The 15258-nt window shown below is 73.5% G+C and carries 13 protein-coding genes; 4 read left to right on the top strand and 9 right to left on the bottom strand.

Annotated elements, in window-relative coordinates; all coding sequences use genetic code 11:
- Positions 1-189 precede the first annotated feature (189 nt).
- The 3 genes from ABTZ91_RS01100 to griH all read left to right on the top strand — a co-directional run bounded on the left by ABTZ91_RS01100 (position 190) and on the right by griH (position 3584).
- The gene (locus ABTZ91_RS01100; RefSeq protein ID WP_352074981.1) at positions 190-1539 is read left to right on the top strand and encodes an aspartate kinase; all 1350 of its coding nucleotides are present in this window, start codon (positions 190-192) and stop codon (positions 1537-1539) included.
- A 108-nt stretch (positions 1540-1647) separates the two neighbouring features.
- Positions 1648-2451 carry a 2-amino-3,7-dideoxy-D-threo-hept-6-ulosonate synthase gene (locus ABTZ91_RS01095; RefSeq protein WP_352074980.1) on the top strand — a complete coding sequence of 268 codons (804 nt, stop codon included), beginning with the start codon at positions 1648-1650 and terminating at the stop codon, positions 2449-2451.
- 26 nt (positions 2452-2477) lie between these two features.
- A complete protein-coding gene (gene griH, locus ABTZ91_RS01090; protein ID WP_352074979.1) occupies positions 2478-3584 on the top strand; it encodes a 3-amino-4-hydroxybenzoic acid synthase in 1107 nt (368 codons plus the stop codon).
- Between the two features lie 60 nt (positions 3585-3644).
- On the opposite strand, the gene ABTZ91_RS01085 is transcribed toward griH, so the two are convergent.
- The 9 genes from ABTZ91_RS01085 to ABTZ91_RS01045 all read right to left on the bottom strand — a co-directional run bounded on the left by ABTZ91_RS01085 (position 3645) and on the right by ABTZ91_RS01045 (position 13901).
- Positions 3645-5006, bottom strand: coding sequence for an MFS transporter (locus tag ABTZ91_RS01085; protein ID WP_352074978.1), 1362 nt, complete (start codon positions 5004-5006; stop codon positions 3645-3647).
- Between the two features lie 98 nt (positions 5007-5104).
- A complete protein-coding gene (gene griF / locus ABTZ91_RS01080; protein WP_352074977.1) occupies positions 5105-6025 on the bottom strand; it encodes a grixazone synthase in 921 nt (306 codons plus the stop codon).
- Positions 6026-6055: 30 nt separating this feature from the next.
- Positions 6056-6448: a tyrosinase family oxidase copper chaperone gene (locus tag ABTZ91_RS01075; RefSeq protein WP_352074976.1), complete on the bottom strand. Its 393-nt coding sequence runs from the start codon at positions 6446-6448 to the stop codon at positions 6056-6058.
- Positions 6449-6491: 43 nt separating this feature from the next.
- Positions 6492-7904, bottom strand: a complete 1413-nt coding sequence (locus ABTZ91_RS01070; protein WP_352074975.1) for an aldehyde dehydrogenase family protein — start codon at positions 7902-7904, stop codon at positions 6492-6494.
- On the bottom strand, positions 7904-8953 hold the full coding sequence (locus ABTZ91_RS01065) for a phenazine biosynthesis protein (protein ID WP_352074974.1): 1050 nt from the start codon (positions 8951-8953) through the stop codon (positions 7904-7906). Before ABTZ91_RS01065 ends, ABTZ91_RS01070 begins: the two co-directional genes overlap by 1 nt.
- A gap of 145 nt (positions 8954-9098) precedes the next feature.
- A complete protein-coding gene (locus tag ABTZ91_RS01060) occupies positions 9099-10460 on the bottom strand; it encodes an MFS transporter (protein WP_352074973.1) in 1362 nt (453 codons plus the stop codon).
- 377 nt (positions 10461-10837) lie between these two features.
- On the bottom strand, positions 10838-12211 hold the full coding sequence (locus ABTZ91_RS01055) for an FAD-binding oxidoreductase (protein WP_352074972.1): 1374 nt from the start codon (positions 12209-12211) through the stop codon (positions 10838-10840).
- Between the two features lie 153 nt (positions 12212-12364).
- Positions 12365-13204, bottom strand: coding sequence for an AfsR/SARP family transcriptional regulator (locus tag ABTZ91_RS01050; RefSeq protein ID WP_352074971.1), 840 nt, complete (start codon positions 13202-13204; stop codon positions 12365-12367).
- Between the two features lie 67 nt (positions 13205-13271).
- Positions 13272-13901: an NAD(P)-binding domain-containing protein gene (locus ABTZ91_RS01045; protein ID WP_352074970.1), complete on the bottom strand. Its 630-nt coding sequence runs from the start codon at positions 13899-13901 to the stop codon at positions 13272-13274.
- A gap of 215 nt (positions 13902-14116) precedes the next feature.
- On the opposite strand from ABTZ91_RS01045, the gene ABTZ91_RS01040 reads away from it, so the two are divergent.
- Entirely contained in the window at positions 14117-15241 is a 1125-nt protein-coding gene (locus tag ABTZ91_RS01040; RefSeq protein WP_352074969.1) for a helix-turn-helix transcriptional regulator, read from the top strand.
- Positions 15242-15258: the final 17 nt, after the last annotated feature.

Genomic DNA, 15258 nt, shown 5'->3' with positions numbered 1-15258 from the left:
TTTCGGATCACCTCCTTTCGCGTGTGCCCCCACCCTAAGAACCGCTTCTCCCTCGCTCAACTGTTTTTTCCCACCGTCACGCTCCGATGCGGTCCCGATGCGGAGCGGGTAGCCCACGCGATACGCGCCCCGATACGGCCCTCCGGTTGGCTCGTCACCAGTTGACCGAGACCGACGAGCGGGGGACAGATGGCAACCCTTGGCGAGGAGCGCACGCGCGGCACGGTGGTGCAGAAGTTCGGCGGAAGCTCGCTCGCGACCACCGGACACGTGCGCCGGGTGGCCCGCAGGGTCGCCCGGGTCGCCGCCTCCGGCCGCCGCGTCGCCGTCGTGGTCTCCGCGCAGGGCAAGACCACCGACCACCTCCTCCGCACCGCCGCGGAGATCAACCCCGACGCCGACGGCCGCGAGCTCGACCAGCTCCTCGCCACCGGCGAGGCGGCCTCCGCGGCGCTCATGGCGATGGCCCTGCAGCGCCTCGGCACCCCGGCGACCGCCCTCGCCGGCGACCGCACCGGGATCCTGGCCTCCGGGCCGCCGGGCTCGGGCGTCATCGTCGCCATCGACACCGAGCGCGCCGAGCGCCTCTTGGACGCCGGCCGGGTCGTCGTCCTCGCCGGCTTCCAGGGCGTCGGCGCCGACGGCGACGTCATCACCCTGGGGCGCGGCGGCTCGGACACCACCGCCGTGGCCGCCGCCGCCGAACTGGGCGCCAGCCACTGCGAGATCTACACCGACGTCCCGGGCGTCCTCACCGCCGACCCGCGCCTGGTCCCCACCGCCCGTCTGATGCCCCGGCTCGACATGGACGTCATGGCGGAGATGGCCTTCGCCGGCGCCAAGGTCATGCACTCGCGCGCGGTCGAACTGGCCGCGCTGTGCGGCCTGGACATCCACGTCGGGCACTCCGCGGCCGCCGAGGTCGGCACCCGTATCCACGCGACGGCGACGGCCCACCACTCCTCGACAGACCTCTCGATCGACCCCTCGAACGGAATCCACGCGACCGACGGAGAGACGATGCTCGAGACCCAGGCCGCCGTCATGGCGGTCGTACACGACCAGGACGCGGCACGGGTCACCGTCCGCACCGCGGGCACGGCGGAGAACCCGGCGCTCACGGTCTTCCGCGCGCTCGGCAAGGAGGCCGTCCCGGCCGACATGACGTCCGTCCACGAGGAGCGCGGCGGCGGCCACACCATCGGCCTGACCGTGCCGCACACCCGGGTCGCGGCGGTACGGGAGTTCCTGGCCGCGCACGCCGCCGACGGCGCCGACGCGCTCACCGTGGACGACACCGTGGCCAAGGTGTCGATCGTCGGCAAGGGCCTGCTCAGCCGCCCCCAGTACGCGGCCCGGATGCTGTCCGCGCTCACCGACCGGGGGATCCCCGCGGGCGCGTTCTCCGCCTCGCAGCTGCGGATCTCGGTGACCGTGCCGCGCACCGAGGCGGGCCGGGCGGTCCGGCTGCTCCACACCGAGTTCGAACTCGACGGCTCGCCCGACGACAGCCCGCTGACCCTCGCCACCCGCACCTGACCAGCCCGGCCCTGACCAGCCCGGCCCTGCCCCCGGAATCCGGCCCCTCAGACGCTCACCCGGCCCGACCCGCCCCTGGCCCCCGCCCCCTGCCCCCTGGGAGAACCGATGACCGACCAGTTGTCCTTCGCCCGCCGCTTACGGCTGCGGCGGCTGTACCGCCACGCACCGGACCGGCTCCTCGTCGTGCCGCTCGACCACTCCGTCACCGACGGCCCCGTGACCGGGGGCAGCCGGGTCGGCGCGCTCGTCGGCGAACTGGCCCGCCACCACGTGGACGCCGTCGTCCTGCACAAGGGCGCGCTGCGGCGCATCGACCCCGAGTGGTTCGCCCACACCTCCCTGATCGTGCACCTGAGCGCCAGCACCGTGCACGCCCCCGACCCGAACGCCAAGTACCTGGTCGCCGGCGTCGAGGAGGCGCTGCGGCTCGGCGCCGACGCGGTCAGCGTCCACGTCAACCTGGGCGCCGACGAGGAGCGCGAGCAGATCGCGGACCTGGCGGCGGTGGGCGACGCCTGCGACCGCTGGAACGTTCCGCTGCTCGCGATGATGTACCCGCGCGGGCCGAAGATCGACAACCCGCGCGACCCCGCGCTGGTCGCCCACGCCATCCAGCTCGCCGCCGATCTGGGCGCCGACGTCGTCAAGAGCCCCTACGTGGGCTCCGTGGCCGCGATGCGGGACGTCACCGCCACCGCCGCCGTCCCGGTCATCGTCACCGGCGGCCCCCGCAACGACGACGAGGCCGCCACCCTCGCGTACGTCGAGGAGGCCCTCAGCGGCGGCGCCGCCGGCATCGCCATGGGCCGCAACGTCTTCCAGGCCCCGAACCCCGGCGCCCTCACCGACAAGCTTTCCGACCTCGTGCACGGACGGCGCACCGCCGACTCCGCCGCCGCGGCCCGCTAGAGAATCCGACAGATCAGGAGAGTTCCGTGAAGATCAGCTGGCTCGACATCCGTTCGCTCGGCGAGGCCCGCGAGGCGATCCTCCAGGAGGCGCTGCACCACCGTGTGGAGGCCGTCGTCGCCGACGACGTGGAGCACCTCAAGGACCTGCCGCCGACCGTCACCAAGGTCCTCTTCCCGCAGGGCAAGCCGCTGCCGGAGGACTTCGGCGACGCGACCGTCGTCATCGTCGACCCCGCCGGGCACGGTGTGACGCCGGCCGAACTCGCCCTGCGCCACCCGGAGGTGGAGGTCGGCCGGTTCGTCGAGATCGTCGACGCGCCGACCCTGGAGGACGCCTGCGAGTCGGCGCGTACGGAGAAGTGGAGCGTGCTGCTGTTCCGCGACCCCACCAAGATCCCGCTGGAGATCGTCATCGCGGCGGCGGCCCGCGCCACCGGCTCGCTCATCACCGTGGCGCGTGACGTGGAGGAGGCCGAGATCATCTTCGGCGTCCTGGAGCACGGCTCGGACGGCGTCATGATGGCCCCGGCGAAGGTCGGCGACACCGCCGCCCTCAAGCGGGCCGCCGATGCCGACGTCCCGAACCTCAACCTCACCGAGCTGCGGATCGTGGAGACCGCCCACATCGGCATGGGCGAGCGCGCCTGCGTCGACACCTGCACCCACTTCCGCGAGGACGAGGGCATCCTGGTCGGCTCGCACTCCAAGGGCATGATCCTGTGCGTCAGCGAGACCCACCCGCTGCCGTACATGCCGACCCGCCCGTTCCGCGTGAACGCCGGCGCCATCCACTCGTACACGCTGGGCAAGGACGAGCGCACCAACTACCTCAGCGAGCTCAAGGCCGGCAGCAAGGTCACCGCGGTGGACGTGAAGGGCAACACGCGCCTGGTCACCGTCGGCCGGGTCAAGATCGAGTCCCGCCCGCTGATCTCCATCGACGCCGAGGCGCCCAACGGGCAGCGGGTGAACCTGATCCTCCAGGACGACTGGCACGTGCGGGTCCTCGGCCCGGGCGGCGTCGTCCTCAACAGCACGGAGCTGAAGCCGGGCGACGTCGTGCTGGGATACCTGCCCAGCGAGGACCGTCACGTCGGCTACCCGATCGACGAGTTCTGCCTGGAGAAGTAGGTCCTCCTCCGCAGTGCCCCCGGCCGTGCCACCCCTCGCGGGTGGCACGGCCGGGGCGGTTCAGGCGGTACGCGCTGCCCGCCCGGCCTCCCGGGCCCCCGGCGCACCGTCCGGCACCGGCCCGCGCCGCACCAGCCGGCTCAGCACCACCGCCACGGCGCCGACCACCCCGGCCGCCGCGAACACGGGGAAGCCCCAGGCGCCGTGGCCGCGGGAGAGCAGGAAGCCGCCGAGCCACGGCGAAAGGACCGCTCCGAGCCGGCCCACCCCCGCCACCCAGCCGAGCCCCGGGGCGCGCAGCGCCGCCGGGTAGAAGCCGCCGGCCACCGCGTAGACCATCGTCGAGGCGCTGTAGAGCCAGGTCCCGGTGACGGTGACGAGGACGTACGTGACGGGGACCGGCATCCGCACCGAGAGCAGCAGCAGCGACACCGAGGTCAGCGCGAACCAGGTCCCGGCCACCGGCACGGCGCCGAACCGGGAGGCGACCCAGCCGGCCAGCAGCATGCCGGCGATGCCGCCCGCGTTGACGGCCATCAGGAAGCCGACGGAGGAGCCGAGCCCGTATCCGGAGGCCCGCATCAGCTGCGGGAGCCAGGTGCTCAGCCCGTACACGAGCATCAGCCCGCAGGCGGAGGCCAGCCACAGCAGCAGCGTGGCGGCGCGGTGCTCCCGTCCGACGAGCGCGGCCACGGCCCGCAGTCGGCCGCCGGACCGTCCCGGCTCCGCCCCGCCGCGCGCCGCCCCGCCCGGACCGGCACCTCCCGGACCGGCCGCCGGGTCGGGCAGTCCGTACGCGAGGGCGGTCTCCGCCGCCTTCCGCCGCCGCCCCGTGGCCCAGAGCACGCCGGGGGACTCGGGCAGGAAGCGCAGCAGCAGCGGTACGGCGACGACGGCGGGCAGCACGCCGGCGGCGAAGGCCCAGCGCCAGCCGTGGCCGGGCGCCAGCCACAGGCCCACGCCCGTCGCGGTCATGCCGCCCGCGTGGTACGCCGACATCAGGATGCCGGTGGCCAGCGGCACCCGGGCGGCGGGGGTGAACTCGGCGACGACGGCCAGGCAGACGGGGATGAGCCCGCCCAGGCCGATGCCGGTGAGGAACCGCCCGGCGCCGAAGACGCCGACCGAACCGGCCACCGCGCACACACCGGAGCCGACGGAGAAGGCGAGGACGCAGCCGACGAGGACCGGGCGGCGGCCCAGGCCGTCGGTGAGGCTGCCGCAGCCGAGGGCGCCGAGCAGCATGCCGAGGGTGGTCCAGCTGCCGATGGTGCCGGCGGTCCGCGCGTCGAGGCCGAACGAGGTGTCGTCCAGCATGTACGGCAGTCCGGCGCCGTACACCATGACGTCGAAGCCGTCGAAGAAGACCGCCGCCCAGCACAGGGCGAGGACGGTCAGCGAGGCGTGTCTTCGGGCGGGCACGAGTACCTCCAGAGCGGGGCGGGATTGTTTTCGGAGAGAAACGAAAGGCGCCGGACCGCGGCCTCCGAGGAGTTCCGCGATCCGGCGCCTGCCGGGTGTCACTTGTCGTACCGGTACCACTTCGTGTGGTCGATCAGGTCCCGCGGCGTCATCGTGTGCCACGGCCCCAGCGGCGTGTCGATGTCCGGCACGTCCGTCGTCGGCTCCAGCGGCAGGTAGTGCGGGACCTCCGGGTTCCATTCCTGCCACAGCGCCCAACAGCGGTCGATCATGCAGTGGTTGAGGAAGAACACCGGGTCGTTGGGCGAGCCGATGTACATCATGTGGCCGCCGACCCACACGTGGCCGGCCGCGTGCAGCTTGCCCGCGGCCTCCTCCCAGGCGAACTTGGTGTAGCCCTCCAGGTGGTTGCGGAAGCTCGCGTACGGCGGCTCGCTGCCGGAGGTGTGGTTGAAGGGCGCCGAGTCGTACACCTTCAGGGCGAGGGTGTCGTCCAGCTCCTTCGGCGTGGGCAGCTTGTCGGTCAGGGTGCCCATGTCCCGGACCAGGTAGTCCCGGTCGTCGTGGGTGTAGTTGCCGTTCAGGGCCGGGTGCTCGTCGCCGACCGGGACGACGCTGATGTTGAGGACCCAGCCGTTGTCACGGGCGAACGGGCCCGTCATCACCCGCCGGTCGCCGGGGCGCCCGTTGCCGCCCATGAAGGTGTCGGCCCACAGCGGGGAGTCCTCGCCGTGGTCGGTGGTCCAGTCCCAGTACGGCAGGGTGACCCGCGGGTCGACCTTCTGCAGCTCCCGCTCGAAGCGCAGCAGGTACTGGCGGTGCCAGGGCAGGAAGCCGGGGTTGATGTGGCCGAGCCGCTTGCCGGTCACCTTGTCCAGGTAGTCCTGCGAGTTGACGCGTATGTGCAGGTCGACGAAGCGGTCGTAGATCCCTCTCCGCTTGATCTCCTTGACGGCGTGGACGAACCTTCGCTTCTCCTCGCGGGTCATGTCGAGGTGGTTCTTGCGGACGTGCACCATGGCGGAGCTCCCTCTCGGGCGGGCGGCGGGTCAGGCGGTCGTCGTGGCGTCCATGACGTGGGCGCCGTGGACGTTCGGGAGCAGCTGCGCGCCACGGAGCTCCTCGACGGCGCGGCGGGCGGCGACCAGCGGGGTCGGCGCCATCTCGTAGTGGCACAGGGAGCTGAGGTAGGCGTCCTCGGCGAACTTCATGAGGTGCAGCGGACGCCCGTCGATGAAGACGCCGCCGCCGGCCGCGGCGGACGCGACCCGGATGGTGCGGCCCTGGTACGTCTCGGCGTAGTCGCCGTCGGCCACGGGAGCGGCAGCGGCATCGGCGTCCTCGGCGCCGACGGCACCGGTGGCGAACGGGACCGCGGCGGCGGAGGCGGCGAGGGCCGCGCCGGCGGTGAGCTTGACCATGTCGCGTCGCTTGATGGACACGGTGGCTTCCTTCCTGGGGGTACGGGGGTACGGGGGAGGGCGGTCAGGCGGCGGCCACGACGCCCTTCGGCTCCAGCAGGAACTGGGTGTAGTTGTCGTCGTGCGGGATGCCGGGGACCGCCGTCCACGGCAGCACCGTCCCGCGCGTGACCTTGCGGACGGTCGGCTCGCGCACGGCCGCGTCGAGGAGTTCCTCGTCGTCCGTGAGGAGGTTCAGGACGAGGGACGCGCGCAGCGGGGCCACCCCGTCGGCGGCCGTCCAGGGGGCGACGACCACGAAGGGGAAGGGCAGTTCGGTGCCGACCGCCGGATGGTCGGCCCGGTCCACGGAGAGCACGAGCGGGCGCGGGAGCAGCGAGCCGTCGGCCAGCTCGACGAGGGTCCCGGCCGCCGCCGGGTCGAAGCGGGCGCTGTGGTCGGTCACCCCGGCGGCCGTGCGCAGCTCGTCCACCTGGCGGCGGATCCGCTCGGCCCGCTCGCGGTCGGCGACCAGCAGGGTCGCCCCGGGCGTGGTGGCGGGCACGCTCGGCAGCGCGGCGAGCCGGCGGGCGAGCGCGTCCGCGACCACGTCCACCGGGCGGGTGGTGAGGACGGCCGACAGGTTGGTGCAGCGGGTGCCGCCGTCGAAGGAGGCGGACAGCGCCAGATGCCCGATGACGGCGTCGTCCGGCTCGGCGTCCAGCAGGGCCTTGGTGCGGCCGGGACCGCGTACGGCGACGGACTCGTCGCCCTGCCAGCGCCGTACGGCACTGTCGCCTCCGTACACGATGCCCCGGTCGGCCTCCCTGAGGAGGAACTCGCCCGTCTGGTGCGAGGCGGGCAGGAACGCCAGCTTGTGCGCGGGCAGTCCGGCGGCGAGCAGCGCGCGGGCGAGGCGCAGCGGGGTGAACGGGTCGCGGCTGCCGGGCTTCACGGCGACGCTGTAGCCGTGGAAGAGGGCCTGGGCCCAGGTGACGCTGGGGGTGGGGTGGTTGCTCGCCATGACGGCGGCGAAGACCCGGCCGCGCGGCACCCAGCGGGTGGTGAAGCCGGAGCCGGAGTGGGGGCCCCGCCGCGTCCCGGCGGCCGGGCCGAAGCGGCTGCCGGGCAGTTCGGCGGCGGTCGTCTCGGTCAGTTCGCGCAGCTCGTCGACGAGGTCGCGGACGGACTGGGCGACGGCGGCGGCGGTGAGGCCGGTGGCGTACGAGACGCGGGCCGCGTACTCCTCGGGCGACTCGCCCTCCAGGACGGCGTGCTCGAAGAGCTCCGCGGCCTTGTCGAAGACGTCCTGGCCCACCGGGCGGCCGTCGGCGTGGGCGCGCAGCTCGCGCAGTGCCGCCAGCGCCATGAGCCGGGGCGCGGCGCCGACGTCGGCGAGGTCGCCGCCGCGGACGTCGGGCAGCCGGGTGCGGTCGGAGCTGGTGAGGGTGCGGCCGCAGACCAGCGGGTCGATCGTGAGCGGGGTGCCGTCGGCCATCAGTAGACCCCCTCGATGACGCGGACGTCGTCGATGGCCCGGTACGTCTGGACGTCGGCGAGGCCGTCCACGGGCGAGCCGGGGCGCGGGGCGATCCGGATCGCGCTGTCCCGCTCCAGGACGTTGGGCAGGAACATCTCCTCCGCGACCAGGTGCAGCCGGACCCGGCCGCGCTCCCCGTACGCCACGGGACGGCCCTCGTCGTCGACGAGTTCGAGGCGGGTGGTCGCCGGGTACGGCTCGAAGACGCAGGGGTGACTGTCGCCGGGGGCGGCCGGGCGCTGGGGGGCCACGCCCATGAGGCTGTTGCCGTAGACGCCGACGACGGCGGCGTCGGGGAAGAACTCCTGGTCCAGCATGCGCAGGTTCTCGGCGCTGATGGAGGTGCCGGCCCAGATGACGGCCCTCACCTGGGAGCGCACCAGCTCGTAGAGGCCGGGGCGGGCGCAGATGGCCTCCAGGAGCGGCGGGGTGGAGCTGAGGACGGCGACCTTCTGGGTGGTGAGGATCGTCTCGGCCTGGTCGAGCAGGTGCTGGACGTAGGCGTCGGCCTCGTCCTCGCGGCCGTCGGCGAGGAGACGTTTCACCCAGCGCGGGTCGAGGTCCACGGTGTGGAAGAGCGCGCCGGACAGGGCGGCGTAGCGGGACACGTCGTAGCCGATGACGTGGGGGCCGCTGGGGCCGAGGTGGAGCCAGTCGCCCTCGGCGGGCACCCCGCTCTCGACGAGCCGTTCGCGGGCCCAGACGAGGAGTTCGGCGCGGGCGGCGCTGTCGACGATCCGCTTGGGGGAGCCGGTGGTGCCGCCGGAGTCGTACACCCGGAAGACCCGGTCCTTCAGGGCCCGCGGGATGAGGTCGCCGACGGGCACGGTGCGCAGTTCGGCGCTGACGTCGGGGAAACGGGTGAGGTCGGCGAGGCCGGTGATGTCGGTGAGGGGGTCGAAGCCGAGGCTGTCGCGCTTGGCGAGCCAGAAGGGGGAGCCGGTGTCCGCACCGAAGTGCCAGGCCATCGACTTCCGTATGTGAAGGTCGAATTCCGTGTCGGTCATGGCGAGTACTGGTCTCCTTCAACGCGAAGAGGCGCCGACGCTGTTCATCCTTCGGTCGGCGCCTATCGCGGCTGTATTGGTGTTGTTTCGAGCGGGTCTCGGCGACCCGGCGGGCCGGGTCGGGGGCTTTGCCCGGCCCGCCGGGTCAGTTCTTGGGGCCGCTTCCGGTGCGCAGGGTGAGCGCGGTGGCGGCGGCGAGCAGCGGGAAGACCGCGACGACGGCGAGCACGCCGGTCATCGACATCGACTTGACCAGCGCGCCGGCGGTGGCGCTGCCGACGCCTCCGCCGACGAAGAAGGTGAGGTTGAGCAGGCCCATCGCGCCGCCGCGCAGGGCGGGTTCGACATGGGCGGACATCAGGGCGGTGGTGATGACCTGGGTGACGGCGAAGGCGGCGAAGCCGAGCGAGGCGCCGATCAGCAGCGGCGTCGGGTTGGTCACGGCGGCCGACAGGGCGAGGACCACGGCCATCGCCAGGGCGATGACGCTCAGCATCACGGACCCGGCGCTGCCGCCCGCGAACCTGCCGGCGAACCGGGACAGGACGGCGCCGACGACCGCGCCCGGCAGCAGCCAGGCCCCGACGGCCAGGACGCTCCAGCCGTGGCCGCCGACGAGGATCTGCGGCACCAGGTACATGGCGGCGAACAGACCCGCGTAGGCGCCGACGCCGGTCAGCGAGGCGCGCAGGAACACCCGGTCGGCGACGAGCCGGCGCGGCACGAACGCGCCCTCGGTCGAGCGCACCCGCTGGATCAGGCCGCCCAGGGACACCACGAGCGCGGCGGCGAGGGCGATGACGACACCGGTGGACAGGCCGAGCGCGTACGACTGGATCAGGAGCAGGAACGACATGGCGGCGACGGTCAGCAGGACGGCGCCGGGCAGGTCGAGCTTGCGGCCGCTGCCGGCCCGGGCCGCGGCGGCGCGCAGGCACAGCGGAACGGCGAGCAGCGACAGGGCGGGCAGGACGAGCGCGATCCGCCAGGTCATCCACTGGGTGAAGACACCGCCGGCGAGGGTGGCGCTGGCGGAGAAGACGGCCATGGTGGCGCCGAATCCGCCGAGCACCTTGGGCCGGTCGGCCGGGGGCGCGGCGGCGGACAGGGCGAGGGCGCCGGAGGTCATGGCGCCGGATCCGGTGGCGAGCACGAAGCGGCCGGCGACGAGGACGCCGATGTTCGGGGCGAGCAGACAGACGACGGTGCCGACGGCGAGCACGATCGAGCCGACGAGCAGCGAGGTGCGCACGCCCCGGGAGTCGGCGAGCCGCCCGAAGAGGGCGGTGCCGACGCCGAGGGCGAGGGCGTGGGCGGTCAGCACCCAGGCGGCGGTGGCGGGCGTGGCGCCGAGGGCCATGGCGACGTCGGGCAGGGCGACGCCGGCGGCGGTGACGCCGAAGACGGCGGGCCCGAAGAGGGCGCCGTAGCGGAGCCCGGCGGAGCGGGCGCTGAGGACGGCAGCCGGCTGCCCGGGGGCGGTGGACAGGGCCTGGTCGGTGGTCATGGGGCTCCTCCTACGGAGGCGAGCGGGGCGGCGTGGTGGTCGGGGGTTGACGGTCGGTGGTCGGGACGGGGGTCGGCGACCCGGGGAGAAGGGGCCGGGCCGGGCCCGCACGGGGGTTTCGGGCCCGGCCCGGCGCGCGGCCCCGGACCGGCGGTCGGGAGCGTCCAGGGCAGGTCGGGCGGCTCCGGGCAGGTCCGGGAGGTCAGCAGGTCGGGAGGTCGGGAGGCCGGCAGGTCGCGAGGTCAGGCGGTCAGGCGGTCAGGCGGTCAGGCGGCCGGTAGGCCCAGGAGGTCGGCGGGCCGGCGGATCGCGAGGTCGGGAGGTCGGCAGGCCCAGGAGGTCAGAAGGTCAGGACGTCGTGAAGGCACCGGCTCCGGTCAGCCCGCTTCGGGAACCAGCGCGTGCCCGAGGCGGAACACGTTGTGCGGGTCGTAGTGCCGCTTCACCCGCAGCAGCCGGGCCAGCGTCTCCTGGTCGAAGCAGTCCGCGGCCAGGTCCGCGGTGTCCGCGCCCGCCAGGAAGTTGAGGTAGCGGCGGCCGGTGGACCAGCGGGCCAGCCGTCCCAGGACGACGTCGGGCGAGCCCGGCAGGGACAGCGTGGACAGGGTGAACGCCCCGTCCCGGCCGACGGCGCCCGGCACGGACGGCTGCCGGGACAGCGCCCCGCCCAGGTGCCGGAGCTCCACCATCGGGTCGGTGCAGGCCGTGCCGGGTCCGGCGGCGGCGAGCAGTTCGGCCAGGGCGTCCACGCCGAACTCCCGGAGCACGGTGTTGCGTTCGTGGTACGGCAACGGCTCGGTCGGGTCCTGGTGGATCTCGGCGACGTCGCCGTACGGCATCTCGGCGACCGTGTCGGCGAGGAGCGTGCCCGCCTCCCGCAGCGGGCGCAGCAGCCGCGCGCCCTCCTCCTCGTCGCCGGTGAACGCGATCCGGATGTGGACGGCGAGCTCGCCGGCCGGGTGGCCCGGCACCTGGTGCAGGCCGGGCAGCCGGAGCAGGGCCACCGAGGAGGTCAGGGTCTCGGGGACGGTCGCGATCCATTCCCGCCAGGCGTCGAGCACCGCCGGGGCTTCGGCGCCGGGGAAGTAGAGCCCGCCTCCGTACAGGCGGGCGACCGGCATCAGGCGGAACTCCAGGGCGGTGACGATGCCGAAGTTGCCCTTGCCGCCGCGCAGCGCCCAGAAGAGGTCGGGGTGGGTGTCGGGGGTGACGGTGAGGTGGTCCCCGTCGGCGGTGACGAGGTGGACGCGGGTGACGTGGTCGGCCGCGTAGCCGTACAGCCGGCCGAGCGGTCCGAGGCCGCCGCCGAGGGTGTAGCCGACGACGCCGACCAGGTGCGAGGAGCCGTTGAGGGGCGCCAGGCCGTGGTAGGCGGCGCTGGCGATGACCTGGTGCCACTGGGCGCCGGCTTCGACGCGGGCGATCCGGGCGATCGGGTCGACGGCGACCGCGTTCATCCGGTGCGTGGTGACCAGGACGGCGTTCTCGGCGGGGGCCGCGATGCCGTGGCCGGTGGCCTGGACGCCGACGGGGAGCCGGAGTTCGGCGGCGAGGCGGACGGCGGCGGCGACGTCCTCGGCGGTGACCGCGCCCACCACGATCGCCGGCCGGTGCCGGCCGATCCGGTTGAATCCGTCGAGCTCGGCCTCGTACCCCGGGTCGTCCGGAAGGAAGACCTCGCCCTTGACGTCGGAGACGAGCCGGTCCACCGCGCTGTCCGGGATGACGGAGTACTGAGGCTGGCGAGCCATGGACGGCCCCTCTCTCTGCGTACGGCGCTACGGCCTGTGAGTGCCGTGCCTGGGAACGCCTCCGAGTCTTTCCGTACGGCGCGGGGCGCTCCATCCCCTGCGGAGGAGGGACTCCGCCCCGGCCTCCCCCCTCAGCTGAGGGGGAAGGACCGGTCAGTGGCGGGTGGGTCCGGCGGCGGCCGGCTGCCCGAAGAGAAGGGTCTCGTCGGCGTGCGGCTGCCGGTCGCCGTGCTGGTGGGCGTGGTCGGTGGCGCCGAGGATCAGGCTCTCGATCGACTGGAGCCGTTCGCCGGGGGCGATGCCGAGCTCGTCGCGGAAACGGCGGTGGGTGTCGCGGAACAGGGCGAGGGCGTCCGCCGTCCGCCCCGAGCGGTAGAGGGCGATCATCAGCTGGGCGATGAGCGTCTCGCGGAACGGGTGCTCGGAGACGTGGTGGGTGAGTTCGCCGAGGACCCTGCGGTGGTAGCCGAGCCGGAGCTCCAGCTCGTAGCAGTCCTCCAGGGCGGAGTGGTAGTCCTCGTGGTACTTCAGGGCGACGGTGTCCAGGAGCGGACTGCCGAGCCCTTCGCCGAGAGGCCCCCGCCACAGGGCGAGGGCCTCTCGGTAGAGCGACGCCAGTTCCAGGTCGGGACGGTCCGCCGCCCCGCCTCTGGCGCGGGATATGAGCTGTCCGAAGCGGTGCAGGTCGATGGTGGCCTCCGGGGCGCGCAGCCGGTAGCCGGTCTTGTGGGTCTCGATGGTCGCGGGGACGTCGCCGGCCGCGAACTGACGGCGCAGCGAGGACACGCAGATACGGATCTGGCTTCGGGCCGTGGCGGGTGGCGAATCGCCCCATATGGCACGGATGAGCCGGTCGACGCCCACCACCCGGTTGCCCTCCAGCAACAGCATGGTCAGCAGAATGCGCTGACGGTTTCCGCTGAGCTTCACCTCGCCGTGCGGACCGTGCACGACGAGGGCCCCCAGGGCGAGAAAAGCCGGTTCTCTGGTCATGGATCTTCCCCCAAGATTCCCCCGAGATCGGATGGCCGGTGAATTGGTCGAGGTGCTGTTCCGGCGCTCACCAGCTGGGCAGCAACTTTATTGCCCAGCCTTCCGGAGTGGCCAGTCGATGGCTGATTTCCCTACCCAGAGATGTCAATTCGTCGAGAACGCCCGCGCGGTCGATCCGTCCCGCGTCGAGGGCACGCAGACCGGACCGGTCGGCGAGCTCGATCACCCGAATCTTGGCCGGAACGTCGTCGGCGGCCACGAACACGTCGACGGGATGACCGTCGATCAGTCCCCGGTGGATCGACTCGGCGTCACCGGCGGCACAGGCCCTCACCCAGCGGGCGCCCGGCGCGGCGGCCATCAGGTCGCCCATCCGCGTGCCGTGCGGCTCGGCACGCGGGACGGTCACCTCGACGAGCACCTTTCCGGTCAGCGTACGGCGGTGACGGCGCACGAACTCCACGGACTCGCCCCGGTCCAGGGCGAGGATCACCAGGCCCGTCCGCAGCGCGGCGCGAGGCGTCACGGCCGTCACGACCCCCGGCGTTCCGGCCATCGCCTCCCGGGCCACCCGCCGCGCCCGGCCGGTGGCGTGGCCGGCGCCGCGGTCGGCGAGCAGGACGACCGCTCCGGCGAGCGCCGCCCGCCGTGCCATCGCCCTGCCCATCGCGCCCGCGCCGATGATGCCCACCCTCATACGCGTTCCCCACCGCCTGCCGGAAAGTGCCGTCCGAGAAGTTCCGGAATTCTCCCGCGCGCCGCGTCCTGTTTCATCCCCGCATTCGAGGGGGTTGCGCAGGAGGTGCTCCGTTCTTCAAATGGACGACGCGAGCGACCGTGTTCTTCGGCCCTTTTTCCACACCCCTCAAGTGAGGGGTTGGCGCTCCGCCCGCGGACTGTCAGGATCAAGGGGTGACCAGTGACCGTGTTTCCCGAATCGAGATCGGCCGTGCCGAACTGCTCGCGCGGGCCGCGAAGAGCGGCGACGCCCTCGGCATGTTCGCCGAGGCGTCCCACCACGTGCGCCGGCTCATCCCGTACGACGCCGCCGTCTGGCGCGTCACGGACCCGGAGACCGGCATGATGGCCGCCCCCATCCGCGCCGAGAACCTCGACGAGCACGGCTGCGCCGTCTACTGGGAGACCGAGCTCTTCACCGAGAACGTCAACCTCTTCCGCGACCTCGCCCAGGCCAAGGTGCCGGTCGCCGGACTGCGCGAGGCCACCGGCGACCTGCCGGCCCGCAGCAGCCTCTACCACTCCTTCATGAAACCCCGAGGTCTCCAGGACGAGTTACGGGCCGTGCTGCGCGTCGGCGGCCGTCCGCACGGTCACATCAGCCTCTTCCGCGCCCACGGCCGGCCCGCGTTCGGCGCCGCCGAGACCAAGCTGATCGAGGGTTTGGTCACCCCGCTCGCCCGCCGGCTGCGCTCCTTCGCCGGCACCGCCCCGCAGCCCCTGCCCGACGGGCGGCACGGACCGGGCCTGCTCCTCTTCGACGCCTCCGGCGCCCTGCTGTCCGCCAACGACGACGCCCGCGCCCACCTCGCCGACCTGCCCGACGGGCCCGCCGTCACCACCGCGGGACTCCGCGTGCCCGCCTGGGTGCAGGCCACCGCGCTCAAGGCCCGCGCCATCTCCCAGGACCGCGACCGCGGCCACGCGCGCGTCCGGGTGCGCACCCGCAGCGGCCACTGGCTGGTGTGCCACGCCTCCTGCCTGCGGGAGGCGGACGGCGGCCTCGGCCCGTCGGCCGTGGTGATCGAGCCGGCGAAGACCTCCGAGATCGTGCCGCTGATCGTGGACGCCTTCGAACTGACCGACCGGGAGACCGAGGTGACCCAGTGCATCGCGCGCGGGCTGCCCACCGGGAAGATCGCCGAGCAGCTCCACCTGTCGCCGCACACCGTCCGCGACTACATCAAGGGCATCTTCGAGAAGGTCGGCGTGTCCAGCCGGGGCGAGCTGGTGGGCAAGCTGTTCACCGAGTACTACGCGCCGTTCGCGGAGCGCGGCATCGTCCGCGTCCACGACTGAGGCCGGGCGCCGGGCCG

Origin of the sequence: Streptomyces sp. NPDC126499 (assembly GCF_040302485.1) — a bacterium.
Taxonomy (GTDB): Bacteria; Actinomycetota; Actinomycetes; order Streptomycetales; family Streptomycetaceae; genus Streptomyces.
The sequence above is the reverse complement of the archived record's forward strand: the minus strand, read 5'-3'. Positions and strand labels throughout refer to the sequence as shown.

Bases quoted from the DNA above. Each gene is read 5' to 3' on its own strand.
- ABTZ91_RS01055 (WP_352074972.1), bottom strand. From the start codon at position 12,211: ATGGCTCGCCAGCCTCAGTACTCCGTCATCCCGGACAGCGCGGTGGAC.
- ABTZ91_RS01060 (WP_352074973.1), bottom strand. From the start codon at position 10,460: ATGACCACCGACCAGGCCCTGTCCACCGCCCCCGGGCAGCCGGCTGCC.
- ABTZ91_RS01065 (WP_352074974.1), bottom strand. From the start codon at position 8,953: ATGACCGACACGGAATTCGACCTTCACATACGGAAGTCGATGGCCTGG.
- ABTZ91_RS01070 (WP_352074975.1), bottom strand. From the start codon at position 7,904: ATGGCCGACGGCACCCCGCTCACGATCGACCCGCTGGTCTGCGGCCGC.
- ABTZ91_RS01100 (WP_352074981.1), top strand. From the start codon at position 190: ATGGCAACCCTTGGCGAGGAGCGCACGCGCGGCACGGTGGTGCAGAAG.
- ABTZ91_RS01095 (WP_352074980.1), top strand. From the start codon at position 1,648: ATGACCGACCAGTTGTCCTTCGCCCGCCGCTTACGGCTGCGGCGGCTG.
- ABTZ91_RS01050 (WP_352074971.1), bottom strand. From the start codon at position 13,204: ATGACCAGAGAACCGGCTTTTCTCGCCCTGGGGGCCCTCGTCGTGCAC.
- ABTZ91_RS01045 (WP_352074970.1), bottom strand. From the start codon at position 13,901: ATGAGGGTGGGCATCATCGGCGCGGGCGCGATGGGCAGGGCGATGGCA.
- griF (WP_352074977.1), bottom strand. From the start codon at position 6,025: ATGGTGCACGTCCGCAAGAACCACCTCGACATGACCCGCGAGGAGAAG.